This window comes from Amycolatopsis sp. NPDC059235 (assembly GCF_042754125.1).
GTDB classification, from domain to species: Bacteria; Actinomycetota; Actinomycetes; order Mycobacteriales; family Pseudonocardiaceae; genus Amycolatopsis; species Amycolatopsis albidoflava.
The window spans coordinates 1-14,529 of the sequence record NZ_JBHZAG010000112.1 but is presented as its reverse complement, the minus strand read 5'-3'; the positions used below and the strand labels follow the sequence as shown (position 1 = coordinate 14,529).

The window sequence follows — 14,529 nt, the reverse complement described above, 5'->3', positions numbered from 1 at the left end:
ACGTGGCGGCTCAGGGCGCCACGTGCGCGATGGTCAGCAAAAACGCGCCGTACCAAGCGCTTCCGACGGTGAGCACCGGCAGCAGCACCGCCAGCACCCGGTTCGGCAGCTTCGCCAGCATGAGCGCGACCGGCACGGTCAGCACGAACGCCGGCAGCAGGAAACGCGCGCGGGACTGGAAGAAGTTCGACGAGCACAGCGCGATCACCACAGTGAGCGTGCCGTAGATCTGCCACGGCAACGGCAGCTTCGTCGCCCACGTCCAGAACTGCAGCACCACCGCGGCGAGCACGACGAGCGCGGTCACGGTGATCCAGCTGGCGTCGTCCGAGGTGAGGCCTTCGCGGACCTGGGTCCAGGTGAAAACGCCGAAATCGAAGTGCATCTGCCAGGCGTTCTGCAGCCAGAACCAGCCGTCCGGGCGGCCGGTCTGGATCCAGACGTAGCCGAGGTAACCGAGCAGGCCGAGCGGCGCGAGCAGCCCGCCGACCCACGGCCGCCAGCCGTCGCGGCGCTGGAAAACCGCGATGAGCGCGGCAATGCCGACTGCGGCGATCAACGCCCCGGAGCTCGCCCGGGTCAGCCCGGCCAGCACCGCGAACCCGCCCGCGACCAGCCATTCGCGCCGCGCGAGCATCACGAACGTCCAGGCCACGAGCGCCATCAGCAGCGATTCCGAATACGCCAGATGCAGCGCCGTCGAACCCGGCCCGATCGACCACAGCACGGCGACCAGCAGGCCCACTCGCGGTCCGGCCAGGTCGCGACCCAGCACGAACAGCCCCCACGCCGCGGCGCATCCGGCCAGCAGCGAGATCGTCATCCCGGCCACGAGCGGCGGGATCCCGACCAGCGTCAGCAACCCCACCGTCGCCGGGTAAAGCGGGAAGAACACCAGGCTGTTCTCGACCGGCAGCCCGTCGGTGCCGAGCGTGATCGGCTGGTCGTAGCCGTGCTGCGCGACCGAAAGGAACCAGTTGGCGTCGAAGTTGTCGATGAACCGGCCCGGCGAAACGTCGGCCTTCCAGCTCATCATCCACAGCACGCCGAACGCGACGATCTGGAACAGCAGGTAGAGGCTGATCGCCGGGGCGGCTTGGCGGAACGCGGCACGCAGGGTCGGCGAACGCTCGACGGCTCCGTCGAGACTGGACTGCTGCACGCTCCCCGAACTCCTGAACTACCTAGCGCGAAACCGGACGAATTCCTGCCTGATCGTACCTGCCGACCACATAATCCGAGGCCAGAACGGGTCTTGTGACTTATCCCCCGCTTACCGCCAATTGCGGGGAGTACCTCCGGGCCGGGGGTGCGAGGCGGTAGCCTTCACGAGGTTGTCGGTAGCGGAAGACGGGGGTGATCACGCTGGCCGAGCCGGATTCCGCTGCCTTGGCCGAGCCGTCGTCCGCGCCGCCGAAGAAAACCCGCATCGTCTTCATCGACATCGGTCGCGGCCTCGGCGCGCTGCTGGTCTTCTACAGCCACATCGCCCATCCGTGGATCATCGCGAAGAACGACAAAGCCCCGTACGTCGACTTCATCGAGGCGCTCACGAGCGACCCGATGCACATGTCGAAGCAGGGCATCGGGCAGATCGCGGTGCCGTTCTTCTTCCTGGTCAGCGGTTTCGTCGTGACGCCGATCGCGCTGCGCCAGGGTACCGGGCGATTCGCGCTCAACCGGTTCATCCGGGTGTACGCGCCGATGCTGTTCGTGGTGGCGCTGACGGTGTTCCTGCTGCTGGTGAACCTGCACCCGCCGTCCACCGGGCAGGCGCAGACGCTGAACCCGCTCACCGTCCTCACCAACACCACGCTGGCCAACTACCTGATCTTCCCGCAGGTCGTGCTGGTGCCGGTGGCCTGGACGATGATCGTCGAGGTCATCTTCTACCTGCTGCTGATGGCGGTGCTGCCGCTGCTGCGCCGGTGGGTGTGGCTCGGGATCGCGGTGGAGCTGACGTTCATCTTCGTGGTGATGATGAGCCGGTCGCAGTTCGGGCCGTCGTGGTCGCTGTTCGCGGTGAACGTCTCGTACCTGCCCGCGATGCTGATCGGTCAGATCGTCTGGGCGACGACCAAGAAGCAGATCCCGCTGTGGACGGGCGCGCTGTACGGCGGCTGCGCGTGGTCGCTGTACGTGCTGGCGGACGTCATCGACGTCGGCCGCGTGGACAGCTCGTACAACCTCGCGCTGGCCTTCGCCGTCGCCTGCTTCCTGATGGGCATGTTCGCCGAGGACCGGCTGAAGCAGCGCAAGATCTGGACCATGCTGTCCGAGCGCAGCTACTCGATCTACCTGCTGCACATGCTGGTCACGTTCGTGCTGCTGCAGCTGCTGCGCCCGGCGGTGCCGCTGCCGATCGCGCTGCTGATCGTGATCCCGGCGGTGTTCGGGGTGGTCGAGTTGAGCTATCGGTTCGTGGAGCGGCCGAGCCACTCGCTGGCGCGGCGGTTGTCGCATCGGCCGAAGCCGCCTCCGCCCGCGCCGGAAACGCCCGAACCGCCGGTAGAGCCGCCGGTCGAAACGCCGGGGGAAAAGACCCAGCTCGTCGACGACTCCGAAGTGACCCTCGAGATCCCGAGGATTCCCGCCGAACCGACGCCGCCGCGTCGTCCGGCACCTCGGCCGCGTCCCGTGCCGAACGGGCGGATGCCGAGGAACGGCGCGCCGCCGCCCAACGAGGCTCAGCCGCGCACGATGGCGCCTCGCGCGAACGGCGGCGCGCACCGGGCGCGTCCCGTCGCCGAATCGGGCGTCGACCGCACGGCCGAACCGCCGGTGCGCCGGCCGATGCCTCCTCGTCGGCGGCCGTCAGCTCCGCCGGAGCTGCGCTACCAGCCGGACCAGGAAAACCAGGGCCAGCGCGGCGACCAAGACGATCTCCCACGCCACCGGGACTCCTTCCGCCACACCCCTCGCTGAGGTCTGATGCTCTGCCTGTAGGGCGTGCGAGGGTGGGAGGGCGTTCACCGACACGGCGTAACTCACACTCCTGGCTTAGCTCATTCGTGCGAGCCGCGGCGCGGGGAGACGAGGCCGGATTCGTATGCCAGCACCACCAGCTGTGCTCGGTCACGAGCGCCGATCTTGGTCATGATCCGGCTGACGTGCGTCCGCGCGGTCGCCGTGGAGATCACCAGGTGGGCGGCGATTTCGTCGTTCGACAACCCGCCCGCGACCAGCGCCAGCACCTCGCGTTCGCGTTCGGTCACCTCCCGCACGGCCGAGGTGTCGATCCGCCGGTGCTCGGGCCGTCCGACGATCTCGGCGATCAACCGGCGCGTGACGGTCGGGGCGAGCAGCGCCTCCCCCGCCGCGACGACGCGCAGCGCGTGCAGGAGTTCGACCGGTTCGGTGTCCTTCAGCAAGAACCCGCTGGCCCCGGCGCGGAGTGCCTCGTAGACGTACTCGTCGACGTCGAAAGTGGTCAGGACCAGCACTTTCACCCCGGCCAGCTCGGGATCCGAGGTGATCCGGCGGGTCGCTTCGAGACCGTCGGTGCCGGGCATCCGGATGTCCATCACGACGATGTCCGGCCGGTGCTCGATCGCCTGCGCGACGGCCTGTTCGCCGTCGCTCGCCTCGCCGGCCACCTCGAAGCCGTCCTCGGTGTCGAGCAACAGCCGGAATCCGGCGCGGACCAGGGCCTGGTCGTCGGCCAGTACGACGCGGATGGTCATTTCTCCCCCTCCACGGGCAGTTCCGCCCGCACCTGGAAACCCTGCCCGGTGACGCTCGCCTCGACACTGCCGCCGAGCGCCGTCGCGCGTTCCCGCATGCCGCGCAGACCGTGTCCGGGCGTCGGCTGGACGGTGCCGCGGCCGTCGTCGCGCACGATCAGGACCAGCGTGCCCGGCTTCCGCTCGAAGCGGACCTCGACGCGCTGAGCCCCGTCGGCATGCCGGACAACATTGGTCAGCGACTCCTGCAGGATCCGATACGCCGCGCCGTCCACCGGAGCGGGCAGTTCGCCAGCTTCGCCGTGCAGCTCGACTTCCAGCCCAGCGGTACGCGCGTGGTCGAGCAGCTCTTCGACCTGCGCAAGGCTCGGTGCGGGCGCGCGATTCTCGCCGGAACGCAGCACGGCGAGCGTCGCGCGGAGATCGTTGAGCGCGGACGCGCTGGCCGCCTTGATGTTGAGCAGCGCCTCTTTCGCCTGCTCCGGCCGCCGATCCGCGACGTGCGCGGCGACGCCCGCCTGGACGTTGATCATCGCGAGGCTGTGCGCGACGACGTCATGCACCTCGCGGGCGATGCGGAGCCGCTCCTGCTCGGCCATCCGGTGCCGATGCTCGTCGGCCTGCTCGCGCCGGGCAGCAACGGCCGCGAACTGGAACCGGACCGCCGTCGCGATGCCGATCACGGCGGCCATCCAAACCACGGCGAACAGTGCCCAAGCGCTGACCGCAAACGTTTGCGTGAGGATGATGTGGACGACGTAGGCCCCCGTGAGGACCGCGGCTCCGGTGCTCCCGGCGACAACCGGACCCTTCCGCCGCGTGAGCACGAAGAGCGCGACCGTGGGGACGATGATCACCGGCCCGCCCGGTTCGGGAGACAGGTAGTACGCGTACGCCGAAGCCGCGGTGAGCACGAAGAGCGGCAGCGGGAAGCGGTGGACGAGCAGCAAGGTGAGCACGGTCGCGGCCAGCCACGCGGCACCGAGCGGACTCAGCGGATGCGGGGCGTGCTGCCAGCGGCCGGACGCGCTGGAGCCGCCGAGCACGAAGGCGAGCACCACGAAGGTCCGGAACACCCGCCCGAACCACGGGTTCTGCGCCCGCCACCAGTAGTGCATGGTGCGAAAACTACCGGGGAAGGCGGGCGGGCGCGTCCGTCGTGAAGCGCGGGATCGGGCTACGCGTGACGCGGTATGTCGAGAACTCCCGGACGGCTCCGTTCACTGGTCAAACGGCGAAAAAAGGAGACGGTGATGGGCGAGGTTGTGGCCGGGGCGAGCATGTCGCTGGACGGTTTCGTGGCGGGACCGGACGAGTCGGGGTTCGATCTGCTCTTCGGCTGGACGGCCAGCGGCACCGAGGAGGTGCCGACCGCGCAGCCGGGACGCGCGCTGCGCATGTCCCCGGCCAGCGCGAAGGTCGTGCGCGCGCAGCTGGAATCGACCGGAGCACTGCTCGTCGGCAGGCGGCTGTTCGACCTGACCTCGGGCTGGGGCGGGATGCATCCGTTCGGCGGGCCGGTGGTCGTGGTGACGCACGAGCCGCCCGCTGGATGGGAGGACTCGCCGTTCACCTTCGTCACCGAAGGGATCGAGGTCGCGGTGGCGCGGGCGAAGGAACTGGCCGACGGCCGCGACGTCGGCGTGAACGCGGGCGAGATGGCGCGGCAGTGCCTGGAGGCCGGACTGCTCGACGCGGTGCAGATCGATCTGGTGCCGGTGCTGCTCGGCGGCGGAGTGCCGTTCTTCGGCGAATTCGGGCTAGGACCGGTGCGCCTCGGCGAGCCGGACATCACCCCCGGCGAGGGCGTGACCCACCTGCGCTACCGCGTCGTCGGCACGAACTCGCGCAGCTTCTCCAGCGTTTCGTCGTTCGCCGGGGTGTAGACCGACATCCGGATTTCCGAGCGGCGGCCGGCGTAGAGGTAGGTGAAGTCGAACGTCAGCAGGCCCGCCTCCGGGTGCAGGTACCGCTTGCTCTTGGCCAGCTCGGTGTTCACGTCGTGGCGGCTCCACAGCTCGTCGAAGCACGGCGACTCCGCCCGAAGCCGTTTGACCAGCGACTTCCAGCCGGGCTCGCCCACGTGCTCGGCCATCGCCGCGCGGAAGGACGAGACCATCCGGGGCACGTTCTGCTCCCAGTCGACCATCCGCTCTTTCCACTCCGGATTGAGCAGGCACTGGACAAGCGTGTTGCGTTCCTCGTACGGGATCGCGTCGACGCCGCCCATCAGCCAGTCGTAGCCGGCGTTGTGGCCGAGCACGTCGAAACGCGCGTTGCGGACCGCGACCGGGAACGGTTCCAGCTGGACCATCATGTCCTGCATCGACGGCGTGATCGCGGAGCAGTGCTTCTTCTCGGTGACCGGCTCGGGCGCGCCGGCGAGGGTGAACAGGTGCACGTGCTCGTGCGGATCCAGCCGGAGCGTGCGGGAGATCGCGCTGAGCACCTGCTCGGACGCGTTGATGTCGCGACCCTGTTCGAGCCACGTGTACCAGGTGACGCCCACCCCGGCGAGCTGCGCGACCTCCTCGCGGCGCAGCCCCGGCGTGCGCCTGCGGCCGCTGAGCGGCAGGCCGACCTGCTCGGGCGTGATCCGCCCGCGCCGGTTGCGGAGGAACTCCCCCAGCTCGGTCCGGCGCAGGCGGTCTTCGATGCCAGTGGTCACGAATACCAGGTAAGCACACCGCCGACCCTGTTACCAGGTAGTCGTGGTACCAGGATAAAAGCACACCTGGTACCAGGGTCTCGCGCGGCGGAACGTAGTACTCATGACGACTACCACCCCTGCCCCGGCGACGGCCACCGCTGCTGTCGGGACGCCGGAACGGACGGGACTCACGTCCGCCGGCTTGATCACCGTGCTGCTGGGGGCAGCGCTGCCGATCATCGATTTCTTCATCGTCAACGTCGCCCTGCCCACGATCGATGCCGACCTGCGCGCGTCCACCGCGACCCTCGAACTCGTCGTCGCGGGCTACGGCATCGCGTACGCGGTGCTGCTCGTGCTCGGCGGACGGCTCGGCGACACCTTCGGCCGCCGCAGGCTTTTCCTGCTCGGTCTCACTCTGTTCACGCTCACCTCGCTGGCCTGCGGCGTCGCCCCGGACGCCGCCACCCTGGTCATCGCCCGCGTCGCGCAGGGCGCGGCTTCGGCGATGCTGCTGCCGCAGGTGCTGTCGATCATCCAGGCCGGCACGTCCGGCGAACGCCGCTCGCGGGCGATCGGCCTCTTCGGCGCGACCGGCGGCATCGCCACCGTGGTCGGGCAGCTGCTCGGCGGCGCGCTGGTGGCCGCGAACGTATGGGACCTGAGCTGGCGGCCGATCTTCCTGGTCAACGTGCCGATCGGGATTATCGGGCTGCTGATCGCGCGCCGCACGGTGCCGGACAGCCGGGCGAGCAACCCGCTCGGCGTCGACCGCTGGGGCACCGTGCTGCTGGCCGTTTCGCTGCTGTCGCTGCTGATTCCGATCATGGAAGGCCGCGCGCTCGGCTGGCCGTGGTGGAGCATCGCGCTGCTGGTGATCTTCCCGTTCGCGGCGTACGGCTTCGCCCGCGTGGAGCGGAAGCTGGAAGCCGCGGGCGGAACGCCGTTGCTCCCGCCGGCTCTGCTGCGCACCGCGAGCGTGCGGCACGGGCTGACCGTCGCGGTGCCGTTCTTCTGCACCTTCGGTTCGTTCATGTTCGTCTACGCGGTGACGTTGCAGAACGGCCTGCACCTCGGCCCGCTCGGCGCCGGGCTGGCGTTGACCCCGATGGCCGTCGCGTACTTCACGACGTCACTGGTCAGCAGCCACCTGGTCGCCCGCTTCGGCCGCAAGATCGTGCCGATCGGCGGGCTGATCCTCACCGTCGGCCTGATCGCGCTCGCCGCAACCGCGCTGCTGGACTGGCCCGACCTGTCGATCTGGCAGCTGGCCCCGGCGATGGTGATGATCGGCGTCGGCAACGGGCTCGCGATGAGCACGCTGTTCCGGGTGGTGCTTTCGCGAGTGCCGGCCGACCTGGCCGGTGTCGGCGGCGGCGTGCTGACCACGACCCAGCAGACGTCGCTGGCCTTGGGCGTCGCGGTGCTGGGCAGCCTGTTCGCCAGCTTGAGCGTGCCCGGCGCGATGGGTTACCAAGGCGCATTTGTGCTGGTCATCGGGATCTTGGCGGCGCTCGCACTGCTGGTGTCCGGGCTGGCGCGGAAGCTGCCCGACCCGCGCTGAGAAATTCGACCGACGGAAAACCCCACTCCCGGACGACGATGGGGATGTGACGGAACCTCGGGTGCAGCCAGACCCGGCCTTCGCGCTGCTCGGCCTCTACGAGAAGGCCCTGCCGGAGGTCTATGGCTACCTGCTCGCGAGGTGCGGCAACCGCGTGCTGGCGGAGGAACTGACTTCGGAGACGTTCCTGAGCGCGGTCGCCGCCTGCCGCAAGGACCACGCGCCGCCGGTGAGCACGCCCTGGTTGATCGGGGTGGCCCGGCACAAGCTGGCCGATCACTGGCGGCGCGCCGAACGGGAACAGCGCGGGCTTCGGCTCGTGCACGACGCCGAATGCGACGTCGAGGATCCCTGGGACGACCAGCTCGAGCACCTGCGCGCACGGCAGGTGCTCGAATCGCTGGCGATCCCGCATCGGGCGGTGCTCACCTTGCGCTACGTCGACGGCCTTCCGGTGCGCGACGTCGCCACGCACCTCGGCCGGACCATCCACGCGACGGAGGCGTTGCTGACGCGGGCCAAAACCGCGTTCCGCCGCGGCTACCAGGAGAAGGAGGGACGTGATGGCTGAACCGTTCGACGCGCTCGCGCTGCCCTCGACTCCGGCCGACCCCGATCCGGCCTTCGCCGCCCAGCTGCGGGACGACCTCCGCCGCCTGATCCTGAACGGAGCGGAGATGACCACCACCGAAACCACGCAGGCGCGAGCGGGTGCGCTCACGCCTTACCTGGTCGTGACCGACGCGCGGGCCGCGCTCGACTTCTACGTCGAGGTCTTCGGCGCGAGCCGCCGGTCCGATCCGATCGTGATGGACGACGGCCGGGTCGGGCACGCCGAACTGGACATCGGCGGCAGCGTGCTGATGCTGGCCGAGGAATTTCCCGAGCTGGGCAATGTCGTCGCTCCCGAGGGCGGCGCGATGGTGCGCGTCGAGGTCCCCGATCCGCAGGGTGCGGCGCAGCGGGCAGTGGAGCTGGGCGCGGAACTGCTGCGTCCGGTCGAGGACCGCGGCTACGGGCTGAACGGCGTGATCAAGGACCCGTACGGCCAGCGCTGGCTGGTCGGAAAGGCCGCGCCACAAGCGAAAACGCCCGGGGAGCGCACGTATCGGCACGGCGAGGCCGGGTACTTCACCTTCCAGGTGCCCGACGACGTCCGGGCCAAGGCGTTCTACGGCGCGGTGCTCGGCTGGCAGTTCACCCAGGGCAGCCTGCCGACCGCGTGGCGCATCGAGGGCGACGGCCTGCCCGGCGGGATGTGGGGCGGCTCGGAACTGCAGGCCGGGTGGAAGCTGATGTTCGCCGTCGACGACCTCGAAGCCGCGCTCGGCCGGGTGCGCGAGGGGGGCGGCCGGTCCGGCGAGGTGGAGAACCAGCCGTACGGCCGAACGGCCGATTGTGCCGACGACCAGGGGATCGAGTTCTGGTTGTGGGAACAGCCACGCACGTGACCTCGGCCAAAACCCCGGCGGCAAACCGGCCGCCGGGGCGCACACTCAGTGGATGGCCGCGCACTGGACGCCCCGCGACGAAGCCGAACTGACCGCCGGTTGGCAGCTGTGGCTCGCGCTGGGCTCGTGCGCCTGGCCGGGACCGGACTGGGACGGCACGCCCGCCGAAGCCGTCCGCGGACTCGAACGGTGCTTCACCGCGTGCGACGAGATCCTCGCCGCGCACGCCCAGCCGGATTCCGCGGTCGCCGGGCTGGTGCGTTCGATGCTGCTGGCCGCCAACTGGACGCTCGGACTCTGGCGCGACGACACGGATCCGCTTGATTCCGAACGCGCCGCGCTGCTGCACGCCGATCTGGCCGCTTTCGCCGACCACGCGGAAGGCGTCCGGACTTTGCTGGCCGCGGGCGGCGGGTGGGCCTCGCTTTCGCTGTGACCCGCCCGCCGTCCGTCCGCAAAGGACTTACCAGCTGGCCGGGCGTTTCCGCTCCGGCTCGTACGGCTGCGTGATGACCTCGATCCCGTTTCCGCCCGGGTCAAGGAAATACACGCCGCGGCCGCCGTGGTTGTGGTTGATCTCGCCGGGGCCCTGACCGCCTGGCCCGGCGTGGTACTCGACCCCGGATTCCTTCAGCCGCAAGAAAAACGCGTCGAAGTCGTCCTCGGGAATGAGGAAGCAGTAGTGCTGCAGCTTCCGATCCTCGTCGGGAACCGTGGCGAAATCGAGCCGCACGCCGTTGCTGGTTTCGACCGGGATGAACGGGCCCCATTCCTCGCCGATCTCGAAACCGAGCAGGTTCGCGAAGAATTCGGCGGATTCCCGGTTGTTCCGGGACGGGACCATCAGGTGATTCAGTTCAAGAGAGAGGGACACGAAGCAATGCCTCCAGAAGGCATCCCAGCACCTCCATGTCTCACCCAGCCGGTGACCGACACGCGATGCCGCCGACGACTGTAGCGCAGCCGAAGCGGATTTCCAATCAGGAAACCGGAACTCGCCGCCGGGCCGCGCGCGGACGGCCGACGCCCTGCCACGACAATCCCGCGTCGAGGATCATCCCGGGGTCGAGCAGATTCCGGGTGTCGACGACGTCGTCGCCTTCCATCGCGTCCGCGATCGCGACCCAGTCCAGGTTCCGGAACTCGGCCCATTCGGTAAGCACCACAACGACATCCGCGTCCTTGGCGACCTGGTACGGATCGTCCACGACGGTCATCCCGGCGATGCCGCCGGACACCGCCGGGTCGTACGCGGTGATCTCCGCGCCGAGCGCGCCGAGCACCGAAGACACTGCCAGCGCGGGAGAATCGCGCAGATCGTTCGTGCCCGCCTTGAACGCCAAGCCCAGCACGCCGATCCGCGCGCCGGCCAGCGTTCCGCCGCAGGCACCTGCGATCTTCGCCACAATGCGGTCGCGCTGGGCGATGTTCTCGTCGATCGCCGAGGTCAGCATGCGGAAGTCGTAGTCGACCGACTCGGCGACCTTGACCAGCGCGCTGGTGTCCTTGGGCAGGCACGAACCGCCCCATCCGGGACCAGGCTTGAGGAACGTGCGGCCGATCCGCCGGTCGTAGCCCATGCCTTCGGTGACCAGGTCGATGTCCGCGCCGAGCCGTTCGCACAGTTCGGCGATCGAGTTCACATAGGACAGTTTGAGCGCGAGGAAGCAATTCGCCGCGTACTTCACCAGTTCCGCGCTCGCCGCGTCGGCGACCACGATCGGTGCGGCGAGATCGCCGTACAGCTGCCCGACCCACGCGGCCGCGGCCTGCGAATCCGACCCGACCACAATCCGGTCCGGGTTCAGGAAGTCTTGCACCGCAGTGCCTTCGCGCAGAAACTCCGGGTTGGACACCACCGGCACGTCGTCGCGGCCGACCATCGCGCGGATCCGTTTCGCGGTGCCGACCGGCACCGTCGACTTCGTGATCAGCGCGCAGCCGGACGGCAGCACGTCGCCGATCTCGGTGGTCACCGCCTCCACCGCCCGCAAGTCCGCGGACCCGCCCGCGCCCATCGGCGTCGGCACGCAGAGGAAGACCCCCTCCGCGCCGCGAACGGCTTCCCGCGCGCCGACCACGAACGACAGCCGTCCGTTCGCCAGTCCGCGGGAGACCAATTCGGCCAGTCCTGGTTCGAGGATGTCCACGCGGCCCGCGGAGAGCCGGTTCACTTTCGCCACGTCCACGTCCACACAGGTGACGCGATGCCCGAGGCTCGCGAGGCAAGCCCCCGTGGTCAATCCGACGTATCCCGTCCCTACCACCACGATCCGAGCTGAGCTCATAGTGCTGAAGGTGACAGCCGGAGTTGACCTGAGTGCTAACGGAAGCGGTCGAGGCCGAATACTCCTCGCGACGAGAAGCGGGTGAGGCGACACACTCCGGCACCGGTGCGAACGAGCGTTAACCTGGGCGCGGAGGTGCACCGCGGCACCGGAGAGCAGGAGGAAGGCTGAAGATGCAGATCACCGACACCGCAGCGCTCGTCACGGGTGGCGCGTCCGGTCTCGGCGGCGCGACCGCCAAGGCACTGGCCGCGAAAGGCGCGCGGGTGTTCGCCCTCGACCTCGCGCCCTCGATCGAGAAGGCCGAGCAGGTCGACGGCATCACCTACGTCGAGGCCGACGTGACCGACCCGGACCAGGTGCAGGCCGCCGTCGACACCGCGGCCGGCTCGGGCGTACCGCTGCGCACGGTGGTCAACTGCGCCGGCATCGGACCGTCCGCGCGCATCCTGTCCAAGAAGGGCAGGCACGATCTCGGGCTGTACGCGAAGGTCATCCAGATCAACCTGATCGGCACCTTCAACGTGCTCACCGTCGCCTCCGAGGCGATCGCGAAGACCGAGCCACTGGCCGACGACGCACGCGGCGTCATCATCAACACCGCGTCCGTCGCCGCCTTCGACGGCCAGATCGGGCAGGTGGCGTACGCGTCGTCCAAGGGCGGCGTGGTCGGGATGACGCTGCCCGCCGCGCGCGACCTCGCCTCGCACGGCATTCGCGTGCTGACGATCGCGCCCGGCATCGTCGACACCCCGATGCTCGCCACGGTCAGCGAAGAGTTCCGCGCCGGCCTCGCCGCCGGGATTCCGTTCCCGAAGCGGCTGGCGCGCCCGGACGAGTACGCGCAGCTCGCCCTGTCGCTGATCGACCACGACTACCTCAACGGCGAGGTCGTCCGCATGGACGGCTCGCTGCGGATGGCCCCGCGCTGACCTGGTGAGGGAGCGGGTGTGCTGCCCCCTCGGCGGCACACCCGCTCCCTCAGGTCACGCCTTGCGCATCCGCACCTCGAGGCCGATCCCGTCCGGGGTCACCTCGCAGGTGCGGAACTTGCTCTCCGCGACGGTCGCCCTGAACTGCTCCGGCGTGTACGCCCGCCGCCGCAGCCCGCGCAGCACCCGGACGGTGGAGAACGTGCCCACCGGACCGAGATTCATCCGCTCGACCTCGGCGTCGAGCTCCGCGTCCGTGGTGCTCCGGCTCAGGTCCTGCACCAGCGCGACGCCGCCGGGCCGCAGCACCCGGTGCATCTCGTCGATCGCGTCGACCGGGTCGGCGAAGTTCTTGAACGCCGCCTGGCAGATCAGGAAGTCGAACGACCCGTCCGCGAAGGGCATCGCCGCGACATCGCCCCGGCGGAAGTCCACCGTGACGCCCTGTTCTTGCGCGTACTCCCGAGCCAGCTGGACAAACGTCCGGCTGATGTCGAGCCCGGTCACCGTGCACCGCCCAGTGCGAGCCAATTCGACGGCGAAGAAACCCGGCCCCGGCGCGATCTCGAGCACGTCAGCACCCTCGGCCAGATCCGCGACCAGCATCTCGGCCGATTCGCGATACTGCACAAGCTGCGGTTCGGTGCGCCGCCCCCGCGCGTACACCCGGGCGATCGGCCCTTCCATCTCCGGCAGCAGCTTCGTGCGATGGCGCTTTACCTGCGTGTTCCCCATTGTGCTTTTCTCCCTGTTCGGTTGGTACCGAACCGGTGCCGCGAGAGAGGTGCCCCGTATCCTGGTGATTGCAGCCCGAGGACAGGTTCCCGCACTCGCGGTTTCCAGTTCGACGGTTCCCGGTCCCGGGGGCGGTGTGCCAGCACCTCCTCCGGGACCTCTTTATTCGCCTTCGGTCTTGACGAAGGCGGCCATGTCGGGCAGCTCCCCGGTTTCCCGGTAGCGCCGCCATTCCTCGACCCCCGCAATCGCGCCGGAGGCCAGCTCCTCGCGCAGCCCGCGGACCCATTCGGCTTCCGCGCGCCACATCGCCAGTTGGTACTCGCCCTCTACGAGAAACAGCCGGGACACCTCGGCCCGCATCCTCTCCAGCGCCGCGACACGGGCGTCGATCATCCGCTCCAGCTCGCCAACTCGGTGCCGCAACTGCTGGTCAACGATGTCCGGTCCGAGCGCGAGCATCACCGACAACCCAGTGTGCAACCGCGTCGGCTCCGGATCAGGCGTCCCGAGCAGTTCGGCGACCCAATCCTCGAGCTCAGCCTGGCCAGCCTCGGTGATCCGATAAACGGTCCGCTCCGGCCGGGCCCCGTCCCGCACGTGCTCGACCGCCTCGATGTAACCGTGCTTTTCGAGGTTGCCGACCACTGTGTAGAACGAGCCCCATTTGATCTTCAGGTCGTCCTCTTTGCCGCGACTCCGCAGGACGGTGGCGATTTCGTACGGGTGCATCGACCGCTCGCACAACGCGGCCAGCACGGCGAGGCCCAGCAAGTTGGACACCTTCCGCCGCTTCACGCCGGGCCTCCTCATCAACGAGTACTCGCCAACGAGTATATGCAGAAGCGCGCCGGGCCGCAATGACAGGAGACGCGGGCCGCCGGGCCGCCGCGGCAAGGAAGGCAGGGCGGACGAAGCCAGGCTGGTTCACGCGAGCAGTCAGGACCGGGCGAGGAACTGCCAGACAGCGTGGACGAGACGGGCCTGAGTAGGGCGGAGCAGACCTGGCCGATGCGGGCCTGAGCAGGGCGGGGTGGGCCTGAGCAGAGCGGGGTGGGCCTGGGCAGGATGGGCCTAGCCCGAGCGACGCGAGACAAAGCACCCGCGCGAAGGCAAGCCACCCACAACCCCACAACCCCGATACGAAGCCAAAAACACGGGCGGGGGGGGGGGGGTGTTTGAGTAATCAAAGCCCCGAAAAAACACCCCCCCCCCCCGGGAGCACA

At 69.2% G+C, this 14,529-nt stretch carries 15 protein-coding genes; 7 read left to right on the top strand and 8 right to left on the bottom strand.

Going from position 1 to position 14,529, the window contains the following annotated elements; all coding sequences use genetic code 11:
• Positions 1 to 10 precede the first annotated feature (10 nt).
• Positions 11 to 1,162, bottom strand: coding sequence for a hypothetical protein (locus ACFXI3_RS41795; RefSeq protein ID WP_378407317.1), 1,152 nt, complete (start codon positions 1,160 to 1,162; stop codon positions 11 to 13).
• Between the two features lie 194 nt (positions 1,163 to 1,356).
• On the opposite strand from ACFXI3_RS41795, the gene ACFXI3_RS41790 reads away from it, so the two are divergent.
• A complete protein-coding gene (locus tag ACFXI3_RS41790) occupies positions 1,357 to 2,925 on the top strand; it encodes an acyltransferase family protein (RefSeq protein ID WP_378407315.1) in 1,569 nt (522 codons plus the stop codon).
• Positions 2,926 to 3,005: 80 nt separating this feature from the next.
• Here ACFXI3_RS41790 and ACFXI3_RS41785 read toward each other — a convergent pair whose 3' ends face one another.
• Both ACFXI3_RS41785 and ACFXI3_RS41780 read right to left on the bottom strand, forming a co-directional pair.
• Entirely contained in the window at positions 3,006 to 3,683 is a 678-nt protein-coding gene (locus ACFXI3_RS41785; protein ID WP_378407313.1) for a response regulator, read from the bottom strand.
• Complete coding sequence (locus tag ACFXI3_RS41780; protein ID WP_378407311.1) at positions 3,680 to 4,801, bottom strand: sensor histidine kinase; 1,122 nt, start codon at positions 4,799 to 4,801, stop codon at positions 3,680 to 3,682. The genes ACFXI3_RS41785 and ACFXI3_RS41780 overlap by 4 nt, the downstream gene beginning before the upstream one ends.
• Positions 4,802 to 4,936: 135 nt before the next feature.
• On the opposite strand from ACFXI3_RS41780, the gene ACFXI3_RS41775 reads away from it, so the two are divergent.
• Positions 4,937 to 5,569 (top strand): dihydrofolate reductase family protein, encoded by a 633-nt coding sequence (locus tag ACFXI3_RS41775; protein WP_378407309.1) that lies wholly within the window; start codon positions 4,937 to 4,939, stop codon positions 5,567 to 5,569.
• On the opposite strand, the gene ACFXI3_RS41770 is transcribed toward ACFXI3_RS41775, so the two are convergent.
• Positions 5,506 to 6,351 (bottom strand): helix-turn-helix transcriptional regulator, encoded by an 846-nt coding sequence (locus ACFXI3_RS41770; protein ID WP_378407307.1) that lies wholly within the window; start codon positions 6,349 to 6,351, stop codon positions 5,506 to 5,508. The two genes, ACFXI3_RS41775 and ACFXI3_RS41770, sit on opposite strands and share 64 nt — an antisense overlap.
• Before the next feature lie 103 nt (positions 6,352 to 6,454).
• Here ACFXI3_RS41770 and ACFXI3_RS41765 point away from each other — a divergent pair, with 103 nt between their 5' ends.
• Genes ACFXI3_RS41765 through ACFXI3_RS41750 form a run of 4 tightly spaced genes read left to right on the top strand, consistent with a single transcriptional unit; the run spans position 6,455 to position 9,784 of the window.
• Complete coding sequence (locus ACFXI3_RS41765; RefSeq protein ID WP_378407305.1) at positions 6,455 to 7,897, top strand: MFS transporter; 1,443 nt, start codon at positions 6,455 to 6,457, stop codon at positions 7,895 to 7,897.
• A gap of 46 nt (positions 7,898 to 7,943) precedes the next feature.
• Positions 7,944 to 8,468 carry an RNA polymerase sigma factor gene (locus ACFXI3_RS41760; RefSeq protein ID WP_378407303.1) on the top strand — a complete coding sequence of 175 codons (525 nt, stop codon included), beginning with the start codon at positions 7,944 to 7,946 and terminating at the stop codon, positions 8,466 to 8,468.
• Positions 8,461 to 9,348, top strand: a complete 888-nt coding sequence (locus ACFXI3_RS41755) for a VOC family protein (RefSeq protein WP_378407301.1) — start codon at positions 8,461 to 8,463, stop codon at positions 9,346 to 9,348. Before ACFXI3_RS41760 ends, ACFXI3_RS41755 begins: the two co-directional genes overlap by 8 nt.
• Positions 9,349 to 9,400: 52 nt before the next feature.
• Positions 9,401 to 9,784 (top strand): hypothetical protein, encoded by a 384-nt coding sequence (locus ACFXI3_RS41750; protein ID WP_344282051.1) that lies wholly within the window; start codon positions 9,401 to 9,403, stop codon positions 9,782 to 9,784.
• A gap of 27 nt (positions 9,785 to 9,811) precedes the next feature.
• On the opposite strand, the gene ACFXI3_RS41745 is transcribed toward ACFXI3_RS41750, so the two are convergent.
• Together ACFXI3_RS41745 and ACFXI3_RS41740 are read right to left on the bottom strand one after the other, a co-directional pair.
• Positions 9,812 to 10,192, bottom strand: coding sequence for a VOC family protein (locus ACFXI3_RS41745; RefSeq protein WP_344282054.1), 381 nt, complete (start codon positions 10,190 to 10,192; stop codon positions 9,812 to 9,814).
• Between the two features lie 136 nt (positions 10,193 to 10,328).
• Positions 10,329 to 11,636 (bottom strand): UDP-glucose dehydrogenase family protein, encoded by a 1,308-nt coding sequence (locus tag ACFXI3_RS41740; protein ID WP_378407299.1) that lies wholly within the window; start codon positions 11,634 to 11,636, stop codon positions 10,329 to 10,331.
• Positions 11,637 to 11,809: 173 nt separating this feature from the next.
• Between ACFXI3_RS41740 and ACFXI3_RS41735 the strand changes: the two genes are divergently transcribed.
• Positions 11,810 to 12,568 carry an SDR family NAD(P)-dependent oxidoreductase gene (locus ACFXI3_RS41735; RefSeq protein WP_378407297.1) on the top strand — a complete coding sequence of 253 codons (759 nt, stop codon included), beginning with the start codon at positions 11,810 to 11,812 and terminating at the stop codon, positions 12,566 to 12,568.
• 54 nt (positions 12,569 to 12,622) lie between these two features.
• Here ACFXI3_RS41735 and ACFXI3_RS41730 read toward each other — a convergent pair whose 3' ends face one another.
• The gene (locus ACFXI3_RS41730) at positions 12,623 to 13,303 is read right to left on the bottom strand and encodes a class I SAM-dependent methyltransferase (RefSeq protein ID WP_378407295.1); all 681 of its coding nucleotides are present in this window, start codon (positions 13,301 to 13,303) and stop codon (positions 12,623 to 12,625) included.
• A 162-nt stretch (positions 13,304 to 13,465) separates the two neighbouring features.
• The gene (locus ACFXI3_RS41725; RefSeq protein WP_378407293.1) at positions 13,466 to 14,101 is read right to left on the bottom strand and encodes a PadR family transcriptional regulator; all 636 of its coding nucleotides are present in this window, start codon (positions 14,099 to 14,101) and stop codon (positions 13,466 to 13,468) included.
• Positions 14,102 to 14,529: the final 428 nt, after the last annotated feature.